The organism is Vibrio natriegens NBRC 15636 = ATCC 14048 = DSM 759 (genome assembly GCF_035621455.1).
GTDB classification, from domain to species: domain Bacteria; phylum Pseudomonadota; class Gammaproteobacteria; order Enterobacterales; family Vibrionaceae; genus Vibrio; species Vibrio natriegens.
On sequence record NZ_CP141823.1, the window covers coordinates 1,642,615 to 1,663,048 of the forward strand.

Consider the following 20,434-nt stretch of genomic DNA (forward strand, 5'->3'; position numbering starts at 1 on the left):
GTAGTCAATGATGACTCGTTTGGTCCCCTCATTTATTGGTGGTGAGTTTCGTGAATCTCAAACAGCAGATTGGATAGAAGTCACCAACCCTGCCACAAACGATGTGATTGCGTACGTTCCGTGCTCAACGAATGACGAGTTGCATGCTGCGATCGATAGTGCCAAGGCGACATTCCAAACCTGGAAAGAGGTGGCTGTCTCCGAGCGCGCGCGACTCATGCTTCGTTATCAACATTTGTTAAAAGAGCATCACGAAGAAATCGCGGTATTGCTTTCTCATGAAACGGGCAAGATTTTAGCCGATGCCAAAGGAGACGTTTGGCGCGGAATTGAAGTGGTTGAACAAGCAGCGAATATTGCCAGTAATCTGATGGGCGAAACGGTAGAAAACGTCGCGACTGATATCGACAGTTACTCGCTGATTCAACCTTTGGGCGTGTGTTGCGGGATCACCCCGTTTAACTTTCCTGCCATGATCCCGTTATGGATGTTTCCAATTGCGATTGCCAGCGGTAACACGTTCGTTCTCAAGCCTTCAGAGCAGGTGCCTTTAACGTCGATTCGTCTTGCTGAATTGTTTGAAGAAGCGGGCGCTCCAAAGGGCGTATTGCAGATCGTTCACGGACGTAAAGAGCAAGTGGACTTTCTACTCACGCATAATGATATTCGCGCGATCTCTTTTGTCGGTTCCGTTCCGGTGGCGCAAGATATTTATACGACGGGGACAAAACACTTTAAGCGAGTGCAGGCGTTTGCAGGTGCTAAAAACCACATGGTGATCATGCCAGATGCGAACAAAGATCACGTGGTGAGTAATTTAGTCGGCTCTTCAGTGGGTGCGGCGGGGCAGCGCTGCATGGCAATCTCAGTGGCGGTGTTTGTCGGTGACTCAAAAGAGTGGATAGACGACGTAAAACGGGAGATGGAAAACGTACATCCGGGGGCGTGGGATGATGAAGATGCCGCATATGGTCCGCTTATTAGCGAGCAGGCAAAACAGCGCGTATTGGGTTTGATTGAGTTGGGCAAACAACAAGGTGCAGAGTGTGTGCTTGATGGCAGCCAATGCGAAGTAGAGGGGTTTCCTGACGGCAACTGGGTCGGACCGACATTGTTCCGGGGAGTGACGACAGACATGTCGGTGTACACGCAGGAGATCTTTGGTCCTGTCTTAGTGTGTATGGAAGTGGATACGCTGCAAGAAGCCATTGAGTTGGTTAATCGCAACCCGTATGGCAACGGTACGTCAATTTTCACAGCGAATGGCGCGGCGGCACGAAAGTATCAGCACGAAATTATGGTGGGACAAGTCGGCATTAATGTACCGATTCCGGTGCCTTTGCCATTTTTCTCCTTCACGGGTTGGCGTGGCAGTTTTTATGGCGACCTTCATGCTTATGGTAAGCAGGCTGTCCGATTCTACACCGAAACCAAAACCGTCACGTCGCGTTGGTTCGATGATGATATTCCAAGCGGGCCAAACCTCACGATCCACCTGCGCTAAACCGATAGCAAGGAGCTTTTATGGACTTTGAACTCAACGAAGATCAACGTGCATTTTCCGATACAGCGCAGCAGTTTGCCGCTGAGCGTTTGGCTCCCATGGCAGCGGAATGGGATGAAAAACAGATCTTCCCGAAAGAGGTGTTGAGAGAAGCGGGCGAGTTAGGTTTTTTGAGCCTTTACACACCGGAAGAGCAAGGCGGATTGGGCCTGAGCCGTTTAGACTCGTCGATCATTTTTGAACAATTATCCATGGGCTGTACTTCGACAACGGCGTTTATGACCATCCACAATATGGTGAGTTGGATGATAGCTAGTTTTGCCAGTGACGTGGTTAAAGCGCAGTTTTGTCCCAAATTAGTGACGGGGGAGTGGCTAGGATCTTATTGTTTAACAGAGCCAAATGCGGGGTCTGATGCGGCTTCACTGGCCACTTCCGCCACGAAAAAAGGCAATCAATACATTCTTAATGGCAGCAAAACATTTATTTCTGGAGCTGGCGATACTGATGTGTTGATCGTTATGGCCCGAACCGGAGAGCAAGGAGCGAAAGGTGTTTCCGCTTTTGTGGTTGAGGCAAATGCGAAAGGCATCAGCTATGGGCGTAAAGAGCCGAAAATGGGGTGGAACAGTCAACCGACTCGTGCCGTCACATTCGAAAACGTCACCGTTCCAGCCACTCATTTATTGGGTGAAGAAGGACAAGGCTTCGTCTTTGCGATGAAAGGGTTAGACGGCGGGCGAATTAATATCGCAACCTGCTCAGTCGGGACGGCGCAACAGGCTCTTAACCACGCGACTCAGTATATGCAGGAACGTAAACAGTTCGGCAAAGCGTTAGCGCAATTTCAAGCGTTGCAGTTTAAATTAGCGGACATGGCAACAGAGCTGGTTGCAGCAAGACAACTGGTTCGTTACGCCGCAAGTAAACTAGATAACGGTGACCCAAACGCAACCACCTATTGTGCCATGGCAAAACGTTTTGCAACGGATGTCGGGTTTCAAGTCTGTGACCAAGCCTTACAGCTTTACGGTGGTTACGGCTACATCAAAGAATACCCGATGGAACGTTATTTCCGCGACGTTCGTGTGCATCAGATCCTTGAAGGTACCAACGAGATCATGCGTTTGATCATCGCACGCCGTCTGTTGTCGGCAGAATCATCATTACTGTAAATCTGCATTCGAACAATTTCATTAGGAAAGGATTCGAGTTATGTCATCACCTCAAGACGCTATTCAACACACTATTAATGATCATATCGCTGTGATTACGATGAACAACCCGCCTGCAAATACCTGGACGGCGGACAGTCTCAACGCGTTAAAAACACTCGTCCTTGAGCTGAACCAAAATAAAGACGTGTATGCGCTCGTCATAACAGGGAATGGAGAGAAGTTTTTTTCAGCAGGCGCAGACCTCAAACTTTTTGCTGACGGAGACAAAGCGGTGGCACTCGATATGGCCCGAGCGTTTGGGGAAGCGTTTGAAACCCTCTCTGATTTTCGTGGAGTTTCCATAGCCGCAATAAACGGCTACGCCATGGGCGGAGGGTTAGAAGTCGCGTTGGCGTGTGATCTCCGAGTAGTGGAAGAACAAGCGGTGCTGGCATTACCAGAAGCAAAAGTGGGTCTGCTGCCATGTGCAGGTGGAACGCAGAACCTAACGGCTTTAGTTGGTGAAGGCTGGGCTAAGCGTATGATTCTTTGTGGTGAACAACTCAGCGCAACTCAAGCAAACGAACTAGGCTTAGCAGAGGAGCTTGTGCCAAAAGGCGAAGCACTAACCAAAGCGATGGCGTTGGCATTGTCGGTGGCAAATCAGTCGCCATCCTCTGTGGCGGCATGCAAATTACTGATCCAAAACATGCGCTCAGCACCATTAAAGCATGGACTTATCAAAGAGCGAGAGCTGTTTCTCAACCTCTTTGATACCGAAGATCAAACGGAAGGTGTACGAGCCTTTCTTGAGAAACGCGAGCCTAAATGGAAAAACCAATAGGAGGCCAAATGGCAGGAAAGGTAACGATCACTGAATTGGAGTGTGCAGACGCTATTCATCGAATTGGCGTTGCGACTTTAGACAATGTCTCATCATTAAATGCTCTTACTTACGACATGTTAGTTCAACTCCATGATCAGTTGCTGAAATGGAAAGATGACCCCCATTTGGTGTGCGTGGTTCTTAGCGGTGCCGGAGAAAAAGCATTTTGTGCGGGTGGTGATGTCAGGGCTATTTATCATGTCATGCATGACGAAGGAAAAGATACCACAGCCGAGTTTTGTACCCGCTACTTTACGTTGGAGTATGAGTGCGACTACCTCATCCATACCTATAACAAACCCGTTATTGCTTGGGGCGAAGGTATTGTGATGGGCGGAGGCATGGGGCTTTTTATGGGAGCAAGCCACAGAGTGGTCACACCTACATCGCGTCTTTCCATGCCGGAAATTAGTATCGGGCTTTACCCCGATGTGGGAGGGACTTGGTTCTTAAGTCAAATTGACCCTGAGGTTGGCTTATTTCTTGGTTTGACCGGCGCGTTAGTAAATTCGAGTGACGCTGTCACAATTGGCTTCGCGGATTGGCTGTTATTAGAAGAGCATTATCCAACTTTATTGCAAGAGCTTCAGAGCTTGCCGTGGGGGAGCAATAACGCGAAAGAATTGGTGAATGCGCTGTTAGCTCTGATGGAAGAAAGTGTCATCGACAGCAAACCAACCACACAAATTTGTCCATGTCTGGAGCAAATCAAGCAAGCATGCAAAGGTTTTGATCTCAACCTTATAGCCCAGCGAGTGATGGCCATGGATAACATTAATCCGTGGCTAGAAAATGCAAAACAAACATTCGCCGCTGGCAGTCCTATTACAGCGCATATTTGCTTCAGGCAAGTCAAAGAGTTTCATAGTTTACCACTGGCAGACTGCTTCCGATTGGAACTCACACTCTCTGTCCGTTGTGCTTTATTAGGTGAGTTTAAAGAAGGTGTGCGCGCCAGGCTGATTGATCGCGATGGCGAACCAAATTGGATGTTTAACAGTGTTACTGAAGTTGATGAGGATCTCGTTGATACGCTCTTTACCTCGTTGTGGGCAAAAGATGAACATCCTCTGGCAGAGTTAGGGTCTGTTGAGCGACTAAACGAAAGCTAAACAGACCGTACAAACGAAGGAGATTTATCATGAGTACCATTGCATTCATAGGTTTAGGCAATATGGGCAGCCCAATGGCGCAGAACCTGTTAGCGTCGGGGTTTAATGTACAAGTGTTTGATTTGGACACCGAAGCCGCCAGAAAGTTAGAACCATTTGGCGCTATCGTGGCGAGTTCCTTGCCGGAAGTGGTGGATGGTGCAGGTACGGTGATTACGATGTTACCTGCTGCATCACACGTGAGAAGTGTTTACCTTGGCGACTTACACGGTGGGGTTGGGGTTCTGAACCTCGTGGCACCAAATACCTTACTCATCGATTGTTCTACCATTGATCCAGATTCGTCACGATTGGTTGCGAACGAAGCGGGAAATAAGCAGCTATTGTTCGTGGATTCACCTGTATCAGGGGGGGTAACTGGAGCAAAAGCGGCGACCTTGACGTTTATCGTTGGGGGCTCAGATCAAGCTTTCTCAAAAGCCAACGCTATTTTGCAATACATGGGCAGAAATGTGTTCCATGCAGGCAAAGCCGGCGATGGTCAGATGGCTAAGATCTGCAATAACTTGATGCTCGGTATTTTAATGTCCGGAACGTGTGAAGCGCTCAATCTCGGCATTGATCATGGTCTCGATCCTAAGGTTCTCTCGAATATCATGCTGCAAAGCTCCGGACGCAACTGGGCATTAGAGCTCTACAATCCTTGCCCTGGTGTAATGGAAAGTGCGCCGGCAAGTCATCAATATCAACCGGGATTTATGAGCAAATTAATGCTGAAAGATTTGGGCTTAGGGTTGGATGCCGCTTTACAAACGCATTCTTCTGTACCTATGGGGTCGCTTGCTCGTAATTTGTATGCGTTCCATAACTCAAGCGGATATGGGGAGCTCGATTTCTCAAGTTTGTTTGAGTTCTATAAAAATCAAAAATAAGTGTAATTAATGAATGTGAGAGATTCATTTTCTCGCTCGTTCTTCGCGGTAGGGAATGACGATGTTCGATAACCGACTACTATTCATGTCACTCGTCATTCCGGCAAAATCCTAACGGACTATTACCTATAGAGACTTTCTATTTGTGACATTGTCACGACGCTTCTCGGAAAAGTTACAAAACGTTGGAGTATCGTAATGGATTTAAGAAACAGTGTTATCGCTATTACTGGCGCGGGGCAGGGGCTCGGGCAGATGACGGCGATTGTTCTTGCTCGTGCGGGCGCTGACTTGGCTCTGCTTGATATCAATGAAGCTGGATTGCGAGACACTCAACAGCAATGCCAGATGTTGAGTGCTAAGGCGCTCACTTACGAATTAGATGTCACCAATGAACAGGACGTTGAACAGACGTTCAGTGACATTATTCAAGATTTTGGTCGGCTTAACGGGCTCGTTAACAATGCAGGCGTATTAAAAGATGGCTTGTTGGTCAAAATGAAAGAGGGTGCTATCTCCAAGATGCCATTGGAACAGTTCAATCTAGTCATGAATGTAAACGTAACTGGTACTTTCCTTTGTGGTCGAGAGGCGGCAGTGAAAATGATAGAAACTGAATCTAGTGGTGTGATCATCAACATTTCAAGTGTTGCGCGTGCGGGAAACATCGGTCAAACCAATTATTCTGCTTCCAAAGCGGCGGTCGCAACGATGGCCACCACCTGGTCACGCGAGTTAGCCAAATATGGTATCCGTGCGGCGGCAATTGCACCGGGTGTCGTACACACCCCTATGGCTGGGAATATGAAACCGGAAGTAATAGAACGTCTGGAAAAAATGATTCCAGTCGGAAGAATGGCAAAGGCGGAAGAAATAGCACAGTCAGTGAAGTATATCTTTGAAAATGAGTACTTTACAGGGAGAGTGCTAGAAATTGATGGTGGTCTGAGGATGTAACCGAACGAATTAATTTTAGGGTTTTAACTAACTAATTTTAAAGATATTTTCTTTCCATTTTGAGTGTGACTGGGTATGTAACCAACGATTCATAAACCAACTGAATGCTATATGTATTAGATAGTTTTTGAGCAAATACCATGAAAAAAATGTGTGAAATCAGTAAATTGATCTATGTCACATTTTGTGTCCTAGGTTTTTAGTGATTATGATGTCAGTTTTGAGTGATTAACTCGTCAATAGCCAACGTTTATTATTTCCATTTAAGCTACAGCCCTTCAGGCATAAAGGCTTCTAATTCTTATTTAAGCTGCTTCGCTGAGAATTCCCTTTCTTTACTTTCTGTTGATAAATGAAATGTTAGTTTCCAGATATGGCTCGTGAGCTTTAACTGCGAAGTCCTCATAATGCGGCCGAATGTAACATTGTATTTCAAAGTGTAACAATAAGCTCACACTGGTTGTGGGGTTTTAATTGCGTTTTGACGTCCAATGTCGCATACGCTCAACACATAAACATTCTAATGACTATAACAACTGGTTCTGGGCATTTGCTTAGAAACCAGACAACCATCGAGAAAGTTAATGGAAGCCTCAAGATACACACGCATCTTATCGAGAGGGAGTCTGGCGTCCGTCATACTTTTGCTCTCAGGATGTAATTCTGCTTTGCTTGACCCCAAAGGTGCTATTGGTGTCCAGGAAAAAGAGCTGATCATCACTGCTCTTTTGCTGATGTTGATCGTCGTGATCCCCGTGATTCTTATGACGATTTACTTCGCCTATCGATACCGCGCAAGTAACACTCATGAAGAGTACGCCCCTGAGTGGTCGCACTCGACCAAAATCGAAGTGGTGGTATGGACTATTCCAATCATCATTATTGCGATTCTAGCCGCTATCACATGGCGTTCTACTCACGAACTGGAGCCATCTAAGCCTCTGGAAAGTGACGTAAAACCGATAACGATAGAAGTCGTTGCGCTAGATTGGAAATGGCTGTTCATCTACCCGGAAGAAAATATCGCGACGGTTAACTACGTAGCGTTTCCAAAAGATGTGCCAGTTCAGTTCAAATTGACGTCCGACAACATCATGAACGCGTTCTTCATTCCTCGTTTAGGTAGTCAGATTTACGCCATGCCAGGCATGGTAACCAAGCTAAACCTGATTGCTAACCACGAAGGTGACTTCAAGGGCTTTGCGTCGAACTTCAGTGGGGAAGGCTTCTCACAAATGAAGTTCACTGCGTCAGCTATGCCTGATCGCGCTGCATTCCTGAATTGGGTGCAGAAAGTTAAAGCGAGTCCAGACCGTATTGAAGACTGGGTACAGTACAGCACGCTAGCTGAACCTAGTATCGCTGAGCCGGTGACCTTGTTCTCAAGTGTACCTCCGTTCCTGTTCAGCAACGTCGTGACTCAGCATCCTGGTTCTATGAACTGTTTGCCTGAAAACCAAGGATAATCGCAATGTTTGGAAGATTAACTCTGGATTCAATTCCATTCCATGAACCTATTATCGTCATCACCCTAGCGGTAGTGGCTTTAGTCGGTTTAGCCGTGGTTTACGCGGTGACTAAAGCTGGAAAGTGGCAGTATTTGTGGAATGAATGGTTTACTTCGGTAGACCACAAAAAACTAGGCTTTATGTACATCGCGGTTGCGATGGTAATGCTTATTCGTGGTTTCGCTGACGCGGTAATGATGCGTAGTCAGCAGCTACTTTCGTCTGCGGGTGAGGCGGGTTACCTGCCACCAGAACACTATGACCAAATTTTTACGGCCCACGGCGTGATCATGATTTTCTTCGTCGCAATGCCATTGGTTATTGGTCTGATGAACATCATCGTTCCGCTGCAAATTGGCGCACGTGACGTGGCTTTCCCGTACCTAAATAACCTAAGCTTCTGGCTGTTTATCGTTGGTGTTATCCTGACGAACATGTCGCTAGGTCTTGGTGAGTTTGGCCGTACTGGTTGGTTGGCTTATCCGCCATTATCAGGTATCGAAGCAAGTCCTGGAGTCGGCGTTGATTACTGGATTTGGGCGCTGCAAATTTCAGGTGTTGGTACAACGCTAACAGGTGTGAACTTCTTCGCGACGATCCTGCGCATGCGTACGCCTTCAATGCCAATGATGAAAATGCCTGTTTTCACTTGGGCATCTCTGTGTGCAAACATCCTAATCATCATTTCATTCCCAATCCTGACGGTAACTATCGCGCTACTAACGCTGGATAGATATCTGGGCATGCACTTCTTTACCAATGATCTTGGCGGCAACGTAATGATGTACGTCAACCTGATTTGGGCATGGGGTCACCCAGAAGTGTACATTCTGATCCTGCCGATCTTCGGTGTGTTCTCAGAAGTGACGGCGACATTCTCTCGCAAGAAGCTATTTGGTTACACCTCGCTGGTATGGGCAACGATTGTAATTACAATTCTCGCGTTCGTTGTTTGGCTACACCACTTCTTCACAATGGGTTCTGGTGCGAACGTCAATGCCTTCTTTGGTATCGCCACGATGATCATTTCTATCCCGACCGGGGTTAAGATCTTCAACTGGCTATTCACCATGTACAAAGGGCGTATTCGCTTTACAACGCCAATGTTGTGGACGGTTGGCTTCCTGATCACCTTTACCGTTGGTGGTATGACGGGTGTATTGATGGCGGTACCGGGTGCGGACTTCGTTCTGCATAACTCAGTATTCCTGATTGCACACTTCCACAACGTAATTATCGGTGGTGTGGTATTTGGTTGTTTCGCTGCGATCACTTACTGGTTCCCGAAAGCGACAGGTTTCACCATGAATGAAGCTTGGGGCAAACGTGCGTTCTATCTTTGGATCATTGGTTTCTTGATGGCGTTCCTACCGCTATACGCGTTGGGCTTTATGGGTATGACTCGTCGTATCAGCCAAGAAATCAACCCAGAATTCTTCCCACTATTGGCGGTTGCTGCCGCGGGTACAGTCGTCATTGCTCTGGGTGTATTGTCTCAATTCATCCAAATTTACGTCAGTATTCGTGACCGCGAGCAAAACCGTGATCTTACTGGTGACCCGTGGGATGGCCGTACTCTTGAGTGGGCAACGTCTTCACCACCACCGTTCTACAACTTTGCACACCTTCCAAAAGGTGATGTGCTGGATTCATTCTGGTACGAGAAACAAAGTGGTGAGTTTGATCCAACTAAGGAAGTGGAATACGAGCGTATTCACATGCCTAAGAACACGCCAACAGGCATTTATGTGTCAGCTTGGTCACTGCTATTCGGCTTTGGCATGATTTGGTACATCTGGTGGTTAGCTGGCTTGAGTCTGGTAGCTATCGTCGTAACTTGTATCAAACACAGTTACAACGAAGATGTGGACTACTACGTTGAAGTTGAAGAAATCAAAGCGATTGAAGCAGCACGACGTGCACAGCTTGAAGAAGCGAAGAAAGGTTCTGTGAAAGATAACGAAAGCAAAGATGATCTGGAGGTGACGTATGCAAACTAATGTCGCTGCTCATCATGACCATGATCACCACCATGACACGAATGGCAATAAGCTGTTTGGTTTCTGGGTTTACCTGATGAGCGACTGTGTATTGTTCGCAACTTTGTTTGCAACGTACGCAGTACTTTCCAGCAACTCGATTGCAGGTCCAACAGGTAAAGACATTTTCGAATTGCCTTTCGTGTTCGTTGAAACCATGTTGCTGCTATTCAGTAGTATCACGTTTGGTTTTGGCATGATTGCGATGAAACGTAATGATGTTGCTGGCCTTAAGCGCTGGCTGCAAATTACTTTTGCGCTGGGTCTTGGCTTCATCTGCATGGAAGTATACGAGTTCCATCACTTGATTGCTGAAGGTTACGGCCCTCAGGAAAGTGCGTTTCTCTCTGCGTTCTTTACATTGGTAGGTACGCACGGCTTGCACGTGTCATTTGGTCTGATTTGGTTGGCAGTGGCTTATCACCAACTGTCTACCAAAGGCCTGAACGATAACATGGCGATGCGTTTTAACTGCTTGAGCCTGTTCTGGCACTTCCTGGATATTGTTTGGATCTGTGTCTTTACCATCGTTTACTTACTGGGGGTAATGTAATGGGACAACATATTGAAACAAGTGCGTCTGATTACGTTAAAGGCTTCGTTGCGTCGCTTATTCTAACGGTGATTCCATTCTACTTTGTTTGGGCGCAATCTCTGCCACAGGCAACGACATACGCGGTTCTGTTTGGCTGTGCATTGGTTCAGATCTTTGTGCATTTCAAATATTTCCTGCATATGGAAGCGAAGACAGATGATGGTCGCTGGAATCTGGTTTCACTGATGTTTACTGCTATTGTTGTGCTTATTCTGATCGCAGGTTCGATCTGGATTATCTACAACATGAACGTCAACATGAAGTTGTAGGCCAAGGTATGCTGAAAAGTTATTTGTCTATCACCAAACCGGGCATTATTTTCGGCAACCTGATTTCTGTTGCGGCGGGGTTTTTCCTCGCCGCAAAAACAGAACCTGCTAGCCTGACGTTGTTTCTGACAACGTTGGCTGGTGTGGGGCTTGTCATTGCTTCAGGTTGCGTGGTGAACAATATTTTTGATCGCGATATCGATCAAAAGATGGCGCGTACTCAGAACCGTGAGCTAGCGAAAGGGAACATCAATATTGATGTCGCGTTTGTCTATGCTTTGGTTTTGCTTTTGGTTGGAACGGGCTTACTGTTTCAACTTGCCAATCCACTTTCTGCGGTTGTTGTCCTGCTTGGTTACGTGTACTACGTGTTCTTTTACACCATGTGGTACAAACGTAACTCGGTATATGGCACATTAGTCGGCAGTATTTCTGGCGCGGTTCCGCCATTAGTTGGCTATCTGGCAGTGACAAACTTCATTAGCTTAGAAGCCATTTTGCTGTTCACTATGTTCTGCCTGTGGCAAATGCCGCACTCGTACGCGATTGCCATGTTCCGCATGCAAGACTACCGAGAAGCGGGCATTCCTGTACTGCCTGTTAAAGAAGGCATCCATAAAGCCCATCGTCATATGAAAGCGTACGTGGTTGCCTTTGGTGCTGTTTCATTGGGACTCTTTTTGCTTGGTGAAGCAGGGTATGAATACCTGGCTGTCGCAGCTGTTGTTTGCTTTATGTGGACAAAAGTGACTTTCCGCAGCATTGACGATGAAAACTACGTAGCGTGGTCGAAGTCGGTGTTTAAAGTCTCTTTGCTGGTGGTAATGGGAATCAGTGGAGTGCTAGGGGTAGAGTTACTTCCGTTGGCGCTGGTTTAATAATACACAGCATTTGACTCAACGCTCCGAGCAAAGGATGTTTGGTTAGCGGAAATGTCAAACATCAGAAAGTAATGACTATTCCTGATCTTTAATCGTCAGGCTTATAGCACTCAGCCTAAAAAGCGTATTCTCAGAAGGGACAGCGACATATATCGCTGTCCTTTTTTTGTTTTCGCACAATCAAAAAGAAAGCAATCAACGGTAGGCTAAAGTTTCTCTCTGGCGAGGTGTATTTCTTCCTCAATGGTGGAAAATTAGCACTCAAGTTACGTGTTTTCTCCCTGATAGTTCAAATATTGAACGCATAGATCATGAAATGCTTTTGCTTGAGGTGAGATAGTGCGGTCACTAAGCGTAAAGATACCAATTTGTCTTTCTAACGGTGGATCTATCATTGGAATCCATACCAATCTCGTTTCGTTAGTTGGAAAGGCTAGCTTTGGTAAAGTGGTTACGCCAATACCCAGCTCCAAGACAGAAAATAAAGACGTGATATTTTCCACTGAGTAAAGCGCTTGCTGACTTAATGCTCTTGCAGGGGTTGGATCGAGAAGCGTGCAGGTACCGTTACGAATAAAAGGCTGTTCAAGTAAGGTTTGCCACTCGATTCCCTCAGGGTGATTTGCAACAGGGTTATCTTTTAAACACACCACACCAATTGGATCAGATAGCAGCGGCGTAAAGTCGATACCACCGTCATCAAGGTGAGATGGGTTACCAAGCGCTAAGTCGACTTCACCAGAGAGCAGACGAGCCTCGACGCCTGCGGCGTTATCGTCTATCAAGCTAACTTCTACATTTGGATATTGTTCGCAAAAGGCTCCCAAAACGCTTGGAATGAGTTTCGCTGCAACGGAAGGAACACTCGCAATTCTCACTCTCCCTTGCTGTCCTGCAGCGGCGGCTTTTAGATCATTGTCAAGCGCACTATAGATATTGAGGAACTGAACCACCTTGGGTAAACAAATTTCACCGAAAGGCGTCAGTTTGGTTTTGTTTCCTGGTTCAAACAGAGTTTGCCCTAGAATTTTTTCAAGCTCTTTTATCGAAGTGGACAGCGCCGCCTGAGAACGATTTGCACGATGTGAAGCGGCTCGAAAGCCGCCTTCCTCGACTACCATCACAAAATGCATTAATTGTTGAAGCTTGATGCTCATCCCTGATGCCTCATAATCCCTGTATTTACGTTATTCTCAATATGGTGATAAGTTTAATTTATCAATTGTAAAAAATTTACCGTTAGATTTATCGCCTGTCAACGTGCATCATTTAACCATATTGAAACAAAGTCGTTACAAAGGTTGAAATGAACGTGAATACTCCTACTAAAAAACATCCAGTAAAAACCAGTTTGTTTGCTTCTAAAGCACCGCTCGAATGGGCGATTGTTAACAACGGAACCTTGTATACGGCACAAATTCCTATCGATGATACGGGCGCAGTGGTTGAAGGTGGTATCGAAGCACAAACACGCCAAACATTTAACAATCTCATTCACACTCTAGAGTGCGCTGGTGAATCTTTGGATTCTGTGTTGCAGGTCCTTATTTACGTTACCGACAGAGAATACTTAAAAACCGTCAACCAAGTGTACGCGGAATACTTTGATGCGCCGTATCCAAACCGGGCAGCTATGGTGGTTGCAGGATTAGCGAGAGAAGAAATGCTGGTGGAGTTTGTCGTTTACGCTTCGGCAAGCCAACCCGAATAAAACCATAACAAGAATAATTAGAGATCAGTGAGCTGATGGCTTGCCATCACAAATCGGAAGAACAAGGAAAGAACAATGACTTTTATTAACAATGTTCAAGCAGAAAAATCCCTCTACATCGCAGGTGAGTGGCATTCAGGCATGGATACCATCGCTAATATTAACCCTTCTGATATCAGTGAAAATATTGGTGATTTTGCTCAAGCGAGCGTGTCCCAAGTAGAACAAGCGATTCAAGCGGCAAAAGCAGCACAGCCAGAGTGGGAAAAGACGCCAATTGAGCGTAAACAAGCAGTACTGCAAGCAATTGGTGATGAGCTAATCGCGCGCTGTGACGAATTGGGTACCTTACTTTCGCGTGAAGAAGGCAAGCCATTTGCTGAAGGTCGTGGTGAGATTTATCGTGCAGGTCAGTTCTTCCAATACTTTGCTGCCGAGGTATTGCGTCAAATTGGCGATAACGCTGCTTCCGTCCGTCCAGGTGTCTCCGTTGAAGTTACTCGCGAAGCCGTCGGCGTTATCGCCATTATCTCTCCTTGGAATTTCCCGACGGCAACCGCAGCTTGGAAAATTGCTCCAGCGCTCGCATTTGGTAACAGCGTCGTCTGGAAGCCTGCGAATCTAACTCCAGCCAGTGCTGTGGCACTTACTGAGATCATTCATCGCCAAGGTTTACCTGCTGGCACGTTCAACCTCGTATTGGGTAGCGGCTCACAAGTGGGTAATACCCTTATCAATTCGAAAGATGTAAACGGTGTGAGTTTTACGGGCTCTGTCGATACAGGTCGTAAAGTCGCTGCGGCAACAGCACCAAACTTTGTGCGTTGTCAGCTAGAGATGGGTAGCAAAAACGCGCTCGTGGTAGCGGATGATGCAGATATCCAAATTGCCGTCGAAGCAACAATCGCGGGCTCATTCTCCGGTGCTGGTCAAAAATGTACGGCGTCTTCTCGTCTTGTTGTTATGGACGATATTCACGACGCGTATGTCGAAGCGCTAATCAAACGCATGAGTGAGCTCAAAGTTGGTCACGCGCTGGAAGATGGCGTGTTCATGGGCCCAGTGGTTGATGGTAACCAATTGAATGCGAACTTTGAGTGGATTGAAAAAGCGCGCCGAGCAGGGGCAGAGTTGGCTTTCGGTGGTGAGCGTTTAAATCTAGAGCATGACGGTTACTACATGTCACCAACGCTTTTCTTGAACACACAAAATAGCTGGGAAGTGAACCAAGAAGAAGTCTTTGCACCAATGGCCAGCGTGATTCGCGTCTCTGATCTAGACGAAGCGATTGCAGTGGTGAACGATACGCGCTTTGGCCTAACAGGCGGCATTATCACGCAAAGCCTGCGCAACAGCGCGATCTTTAAGCAGCAAGCCCAAACAGGCTGCGTCATGGTTAACTTGCCGACCGCGGGCACGGATTATCACGTTCCGTTTGGTGGCCGCAAAGAGTCAAGCTTTGGTCCTCGTGAGCAAGGTCAGTACGCCAAAGAGTTTTACACCGTAGTGAAAACCGTTTATCAGCGTCCTTACTAAGGAGAGGTGGGTAGTTGATGGTGTCAGCTACCCACTCTGAACGGCTAAGAAATTTTTTAAGGAGTGGTTATGTACCAACAACGGATTGTGATTGACGGATTGCAGTACTGCAATTGGGAGCGAGAGTACTTCCAAACGCTTAAGGCGAGTGGCATTACTGCCGTTCATGCCACCATCGTTTACCACGAAAATGCACGTGAAACCTTAACCCGGTTTGCTGAGTGGAACCTACGCTTCGAGCAAAATGCCGATCTCATCATGCCGATCTATTCAATGGCAGATGTAGAAAAAGCCAAAGTTGAGGGTAAAGTCGGCATCTTCTTCGGTGCTCAGAATTGCTCACCAATCGATGATGAAATTGGCCTGATCGAAGTGATGCGCCGCCAAGGTCTGCTGATCATGCAGTTGACCTACAACAACCAAAGTTTGCTGGCGACAGGTTGTTACGAACAAAACGACTCCGGCGTTACTCGTTTTGGTAAGCAAGCGATTGAAGAGATGAACCGAGTAGGGATGATCATTGATATGTCCCACAGTGCGGAACGCTCAACACTGGAAGCCATCGACCTTTCTTCGCGTCCAATTTGTATCAGCCATGCCAACCCGACGTTTGCGCATGACGCACTGCGTAATAAATCCAATACGGTGATTAAAGCGCTGACCGAACGCGGTGGTTTGATTGGATTCAGCTTATACCCGTTCCATTTACCAAATGGCAGCCAATGCTCCTTGGATGATTTCTGCCAGATGGTAGCGAAAACCGCTGACATGTTTGGCGTCGACCATTTAGGCATCGGTAGCGATCTGTGTTTAAACCAACCGCAACAGGTATTGGAATGGATGCGCAACGGCCGTTGGTCAAAAGCGATGGACTACGGTGAAGGTTCAGCAAGCAACTCGGGCTGGCCAGATGCGCTGCCATGGTTCTGCGGCAGTGCAGGAATGGAGAACATCTACAACGGATTAATGCGTCACGGATTTAGTGAATCTGAGGCAGGAAAAATATTGGGTGAAAACTGGTTCCACTTCCTCAAAGAAGGATTAGAGCCTATTTCATAGCATTCCCCAAATTAGGAACCGCCTGTCAAAATAACAACAATACGGCAGGCGTAAAACTCACATTTGTGGCCAGTCTTTGACAGCTGCAAAGAACCTCTGGAGCCAGAGTATGTCTGATTTAACCAATAGCATGAAAGCTTCCACGATGAGCGTGTCATCGGGCAAGTCAAAAGCAAAATACAACACATCAACTGCGGAAAAGACGACGGATAAATTAGGGCTGAATAACCCTGCGTTTTGGTATAGCGGTGGCTTTATCGCGCTGTTCGTCGCTATCGCTCTTTATGATGGTGAACTGTTATCAACGCTCGTCAACGCCGGGTTTGGCTGGGCAGTGCAAGTGTTTGGTCCTTATTGGCAGTTACTACTTCTTCTCACTTTTCTTATTGGTCTTGGGTTAGCAGCAGGGCGAACAGGCAAGGTGAAGTTGGGTGGAATGGCAAAGCCAGAAATGGACTCTTTTCGTTGGATGGCAATTATATTCTGCACCTTACTTGCTGGTGGTGGTGTTTTCTGGGCTGCGGCTGAGCCTATCGCTCACTATGTTAGCCCGCCACCTTTGTATGGTGCGCAAGATAACCCGCAACAAGGAGCGGTAAATGCGTTGTCGCAATCTTTTATGCACTGGGGCTTCTTGGCTTGGGCGATTGTGGGCAGCTTAACTTCAATTGTGGTGATGCACTTGCATTATGACAAAGGCTTACCATTGAAGCCGCGTATTTTGCTTTACCCAGTATTGGGTGAGCGAGCGCTTAAAGGGCAAGTCGGGGCGTTGATTGATGCGTGCTGCATAATCGCCGTGGCAGCTGGCACCATAGGGCCAATTGGGTTTCTGGGATTGCAGGTTAGCTACGCGTTAAATGCTCTGTTTGAGATTCCTGATGGCTTTACTACTCAGCTTATTATCATTTTGTTTGCGATTGCGCTCTACACCCTGTCGGCTCTTAGTGGCTTAAACCGAGGCATGCAACTGCTCAGCCGTTACAACGTAATTCTGGCTATGGCGTTGATGGTTTACATTCTGTTTTTTGGCCCTACGAACTTTATCTTTAACGGATACATTCAAGGGGTAGGAACGATGTTGGACAACTTCATCCCGATGGCGACGTACCGCGGTGATGAAGGTTGGTTAAGTTGGTGGACGGTGTTTTTCTGGGGCTGGTTCCTTGGTTACGGGCCGATGATGGCAATCTTCATTGCTCGAATCTCTCGTGGTCGCACTATCCGCCAAGTCATTTCAACAATCAGTATTGTGGCTCCGCTAACAACATGCTTTTGGTTCACAATTGTTGGTGGTTCTGGTCTTGCGTTTGAAATTGCAGACCCAGGTAGTGTGAGTACGGCATTCGAAGGCTTCAACCTACCAGGAGCTTTGCTTGCAGTAACTCAACAACTGCCAATGCCGATGTTGACTTCGATCCTATTTCTGATTCTAACCACGATCTTCATCGTGACGACGGGCGATTCTATGACATACACCATCAGTGTCGTGATTAGTGGTGAAACGGAGCCAAACGCGATCATTCGTACCTTTTGGGGGGTAATGATGGGTGTCACGGCACTGATTCTGATTTCTCTTGGCTCTGGTGGCATCTCTGCACTGCAATCTTTCATTGTGATAACCGCGGTTCCGGTGTCGCTGATTTTGTTGCCATCACTTTGGAATGCGCCACAAATCGCAATCAATATGGCGAAAGAGCAAGGGTTATAACGATTCGCTAATTTAAACAACGTGGAGCTTGTACGGCTGTTTTCCTCCTGCATCCGTACAAACCCTAGTATTCTTACAATAACAAATAGGTGGTGAGCAAAATGGATGCACATCGTTCTACTTATACGGAAGCAACTATGCGCGACGCAGAGATTGTCATGGCAGCTGAAAGGCTTGGCGCAATGCACCAAAATCGAATCAGCTTTGTTCGTAGTTTGATTCGCAATATGGCAAGTCAAAACTGGCAAGTAATCAAACATGATTGGCAACTTTGCCCTCGTGGTTATGGTCACGTGATTTATAAATTGGTCACGCCAGCACACGTTTATCATTTGGTGGTTTTTTGTGATGAAATTGCCGACGATGAACGGAATGACCGCGTAATCGCTGAAAAGTGGGACGTCACTTTCGCACTGGTCCAAGGCGATGTTGATGTTACTTTGTTAGAAAGGCTAAGAGCGAATGTACCGCTGCAAGAAGCGGGGCGTAATCCGAATAACGTGCTTGTTCTTGCTCGTGCAAACAAAAGTGTGCGTGTGTTTGAGCACATCGTTAATGCACTTTCAAAAGGTAAGCAGCCCGAGCCAAAAGAGTTGGCGGAAGTGGGGTATATCCTGCGAACCACAGCCGTGTATGGCAACGGAAAATTTGGTATCGCCGATTTCAAACTGATGGAGGATAACCCTGATTTCAGCCAGTCTTTCAGTGCGCAAATGTGTGCGGTGTATATGCTGCGTGAGTTCAGTTTGGATTGGGTGCATTTTCTGGCGCTTCAGAAAGGTGGTGAAAACGCGGTGGCCTTACATCGTGGTTTGCAGCGCTACCTTGGTGTAGGTAATGCAACTGGCTTAGGCATGGCTCCGTATTTGATTAACCACCCATGTATCGTCGACCAGTGGATGACGTCTCGTGAGCGTGCGGTAGCGCGAGTATTTGCTATGCCTTGCGAAGCCTCACTCTATGCTCCATTGCAAGGGCTACTTCAAAAAGCACAACGTCATCTAGAGCAAGTAATCACCATTAATGAGCATCAAGATAGGCTCAATCATCTAGCGATAGCAGACATCAAACAACTACTGTCAGAGCTAACCACGTTAATGGCATCGCAATCGAACTGGGGGAGTTTGGTCGAGCAGAAGAATACAATGAGTGTGGAAGCCCAAGAAATCCTCACTTCTTGCTTGATCGAACTCTACCCACCTTTGGTGGATGAGTTTGCCAGCCAAATGAACACGGATGAAACTTTGTCTATTCCGGGTGGGAAAAAGATCCAAGACTTACTTGAAGTATTGCGAAGCAAATACCGTTGGGCGATAGATGTTGACTATTCTTTAGCCGAGAACAACTATTGGTTCTGGTATCGCTCACAAGACAAAGAAGAGCCAAGGCTTGGAGTACGCGGTGAAGAGGCAGGAGAAGACAAAGAACTGCCGCTCGATATCGGAAGACAAGTGAACCGCCTTTACCATGCTTTACTAGGCAGCTCTGAAGAGACGTCGGTCGCTGAATTTTTATTGCAAAACCCGGCTTATCGTTCGATCACACGCCGCGTATGGACGCTAGGGAAGCGAGAAATGGGTGATATTCAGATGAACGTGCTGCGCCAAGATGCACTGCCAATGCACTTATTACGTTGTAAGTTGGCAATATTTGGTGCTACTAAGTTTGATCCGCGCTCGGATCGTTGGGTTCGTGTGACGTTCTTCCAAGGCGCACCTCTGTTGGACGAAATTCATGATTCGCAATTGGCGGACACATGGATTTTCCCAAGCATGCCAGAAAGTGACGAAATTACACAAAGTGACAATCAAAAAATCAATGGAGGATTTGCATTATGATCGTCTCTCACAACGAACTGGTGGCCGCGGTTAATAAGGCATTTCTAGGCATGCGCCGTCACTGTGGTGAGGCAGATGTCATTGCAAATATGGTGGCAGATCTACAAATGGTAGGCTTGCACGGGGTGCGTCACTTTAATAACGCTAGCCTATTCCTTGAGTTAGATTCAGACTGCGCGGTGTCAGTGACTAAAAGCACATCAACTAGTATAGAATTTGAGCTTAATAAGGGAAGCGTGGCATGTCATCTCCCAACGGTACTTGATTTTGCTCTGGAGAAAATGATTGAGTCGAAATCCATTGAGATCACTTTGAAACATTGTCACAACCGTTGGTTGGCATTTAGTGAGTTATTGAAGCTTTCTGCCAAAGGCATAGCCTGCCGTGCGCAGTGGGTGAACGGTTCAAAACCGACGCGAACGCTCTATGTATTGAACAGAGGGCAAATTGCGCCTGAAATCTTTTTATCAGACCAACCTGTTGAAAAAGGCATGGATTGCCACTCAATGATAATCGAGCTATCGGTGAAAGATTTTAATGTTGAGGAAAGCTCACAAGGCTACTCCATTCATATAAAAGGGAACGAGCTAAGCGGAACCCAGCAGGCATCCTGGCAAAATGGTATCTTTGTAGAGGACAACGAGTGGGAAACTCTCAAAAAAACAGCAGCAGTGTTTTTGGTCGCAAATAGCGAACGCTCAGTACGAGGTGCGGGCGAGCTCGAATATAGTTAATGTTT

Annotated in this window: 18 protein-coding genes; 17 read left to right on the top strand and 1 reads right to left on the bottom strand. The window is 46.9% G+C overall.

Translation table 11 applies throughout. The features are described from left to right. Window positions 1-10: 10 nt before the first annotated feature. The 11 genes from VER99_RS21780 (at window position 11) to cyoE (ending at window position 11,837) form a co-directional block, all read left to right on the top strand. Window positions 11-1,504, top strand: coding sequence for a CoA-acylating methylmalonate-semialdehyde dehydrogenase (locus VER99_RS21780; RefSeq protein WP_024372971.1), 1,494 nt, complete (start codon window positions 11-13; stop codon window positions 1,502-1,504). 20 nt (window positions 1,505-1,524) lie between these two features. Further along, on the top strand, window positions 1,525-2,679 hold the full coding sequence (locus VER99_RS21785) for an acyl-CoA dehydrogenase family protein (RefSeq protein ID WP_020336012.1): 1,155 nt from the start codon (window positions 1,525-1,527) through the stop codon (window positions 2,677-2,679). 40 nt (window positions 2,680-2,719) lie between these two features. Beyond that, window positions 2,720-3,505, top strand: coding sequence for an enoyl-CoA hydratase (locus VER99_RS21790; protein ID WP_020336011.1), 786 nt, complete (start codon window positions 2,720-2,722; stop codon window positions 3,503-3,505). A gap of 8 nt (window positions 3,506-3,513) precedes the next feature. Continuing rightward, window positions 3,514-4,659, top strand: a complete 1,146-nt coding sequence (locus tag VER99_RS21795; protein WP_020336010.1) for an enoyl-CoA hydratase/isomerase family protein — start codon at window positions 3,514-3,516, stop codon at window positions 4,657-4,659. A gap of 29 nt (window positions 4,660-4,688) precedes the next feature. Then, complete coding sequence (gene mmsB, locus VER99_RS21800; protein WP_014234379.1) at window positions 4,689-5,591, top strand: 3-hydroxyisobutyrate dehydrogenase; 903 nt, start codon at window positions 4,689-4,691, stop codon at window positions 5,589-5,591. 198 nt (window positions 5,592-5,789) lie between these two features. Continuing rightward, complete coding sequence (locus tag VER99_RS21805) at window positions 5,790-6,548, top strand: SDR family oxidoreductase (protein ID WP_020336009.1); 759 nt, start codon at window positions 5,790-5,792, stop codon at window positions 6,546-6,548. Between the two features lie 584 nt (window positions 6,549-7,132). Then, window positions 7,133-8,014, top strand: coding sequence for a ubiquinol oxidase subunit II (gene cyoA / locus VER99_RS21810; RefSeq protein WP_024372973.1), 882 nt, complete (start codon window positions 7,133-7,135; stop codon window positions 8,012-8,014). 5 nt (window positions 8,015-8,019) lie between these two features. Next, window positions 8,020-10,056: a cytochrome o ubiquinol oxidase subunit I gene (gene cyoB, locus VER99_RS21815; RefSeq protein WP_014234376.1), complete on the top strand. Its 2,037-nt coding sequence runs from the start codon at window positions 8,020-8,022 to the stop codon at window positions 10,054-10,056. Further along, the gene (gene cyoC, locus VER99_RS21820; RefSeq protein ID WP_014234375.1) at window positions 10,046-10,648 is read left to right on the top strand and encodes a cytochrome o ubiquinol oxidase subunit III; all 603 of its coding nucleotides are present in this window, start codon (window positions 10,046-10,048) and stop codon (window positions 10,646-10,648) included. The genes cyoB and cyoC overlap by 11 nt, the downstream gene beginning before the upstream one ends. Beyond that, window positions 10,648-10,959, top strand: a complete 312-nt coding sequence (cyoD, locus tag VER99_RS21825; protein ID WP_014234374.1) for a cytochrome o ubiquinol oxidase subunit IV — start codon at window positions 10,648-10,650, stop codon at window positions 10,957-10,959. The genes cyoC and cyoD overlap by 1 nt, the downstream gene beginning before the upstream one ends. After that, complete coding sequence (gene cyoE, locus VER99_RS21830) at window positions 10,920-11,837, top strand: heme o synthase (RefSeq protein ID WP_201765970.1); 918 nt, start codon at window positions 10,920-10,922, stop codon at window positions 11,835-11,837. The genes cyoD and cyoE overlap by 40 nt, the downstream gene beginning before the upstream one ends. 269 nt (window positions 11,838-12,106) lie before the next feature. Here the strand turns inward: cyoE and VER99_RS21835 are convergent, their stop codons facing one another. Then, window positions 12,107-12,997 (bottom strand): LysR family transcriptional regulator, encoded by an 891-nt coding sequence (locus VER99_RS21835; RefSeq protein WP_020336005.1) that lies wholly within the window; start codon window positions 12,995-12,997, stop codon window positions 12,107-12,109. Window positions 12,998-13,152: 155 nt separating this feature from the next. Between VER99_RS21835 and VER99_RS21840 the strand changes: the two genes are divergently transcribed. The 6 genes from VER99_RS21840 to VER99_RS21865 all read left to right on the top strand — a co-directional run bounded on the left by VER99_RS21840 (window position 13,153) and on the right by VER99_RS21865 (window position 20,429). Then, entirely contained in the window at window positions 13,153-13,551 is a 399-nt protein-coding gene (locus tag VER99_RS21840; RefSeq protein WP_024372974.1) for a RidA family protein, read from the top strand. Between the two features lie 75 nt (window positions 13,552-13,626). Further along, window positions 13,627-15,087 carry an aldehyde dehydrogenase family protein gene (locus tag VER99_RS21845; protein ID WP_020336003.1) on the top strand — a complete coding sequence of 487 codons (1,461 nt, stop codon included), beginning with the start codon at window positions 13,627-13,629 and terminating at the stop codon, window positions 15,085-15,087. A gap of 69 nt (window positions 15,088-15,156) precedes the next feature. Further along, complete coding sequence (locus VER99_RS21850) at window positions 15,157-16,146, top strand: membrane dipeptidase (protein ID WP_020336002.1); 990 nt, start codon at window positions 15,157-15,159, stop codon at window positions 16,144-16,146. 109 nt (window positions 16,147-16,255) lie between these two features. Then, window positions 16,256-17,857: a BCCT family transporter gene (locus VER99_RS21855; RefSeq protein ID WP_020336001.1), complete on the top strand. Its 1,602-nt coding sequence runs from the start codon at window positions 16,256-16,258 to the stop codon at window positions 17,855-17,857. 101 nt (window positions 17,858-17,958) lie between these two features. Further along, window positions 17,959-19,695 carry a hypothetical protein gene (locus VER99_RS21860; RefSeq protein WP_020336000.1) on the top strand — a complete coding sequence of 579 codons (1,737 nt, stop codon included), beginning with the start codon at window positions 17,959-17,961 and terminating at the stop codon, window positions 19,693-19,695. Then, window positions 19,692-20,429 carry a DUF3726 domain-containing protein gene (locus VER99_RS21865; protein ID WP_020335999.1) on the top strand — a complete coding sequence of 246 codons (738 nt, stop codon included), beginning with the start codon at window positions 19,692-19,694 and terminating at the stop codon, window positions 20,427-20,429. The genes VER99_RS21860 and VER99_RS21865 overlap by 4 nt, the downstream gene beginning before the upstream one ends. The last annotated feature ends 5 nt before the right edge of the window (window positions 20,430-20,434 follow it).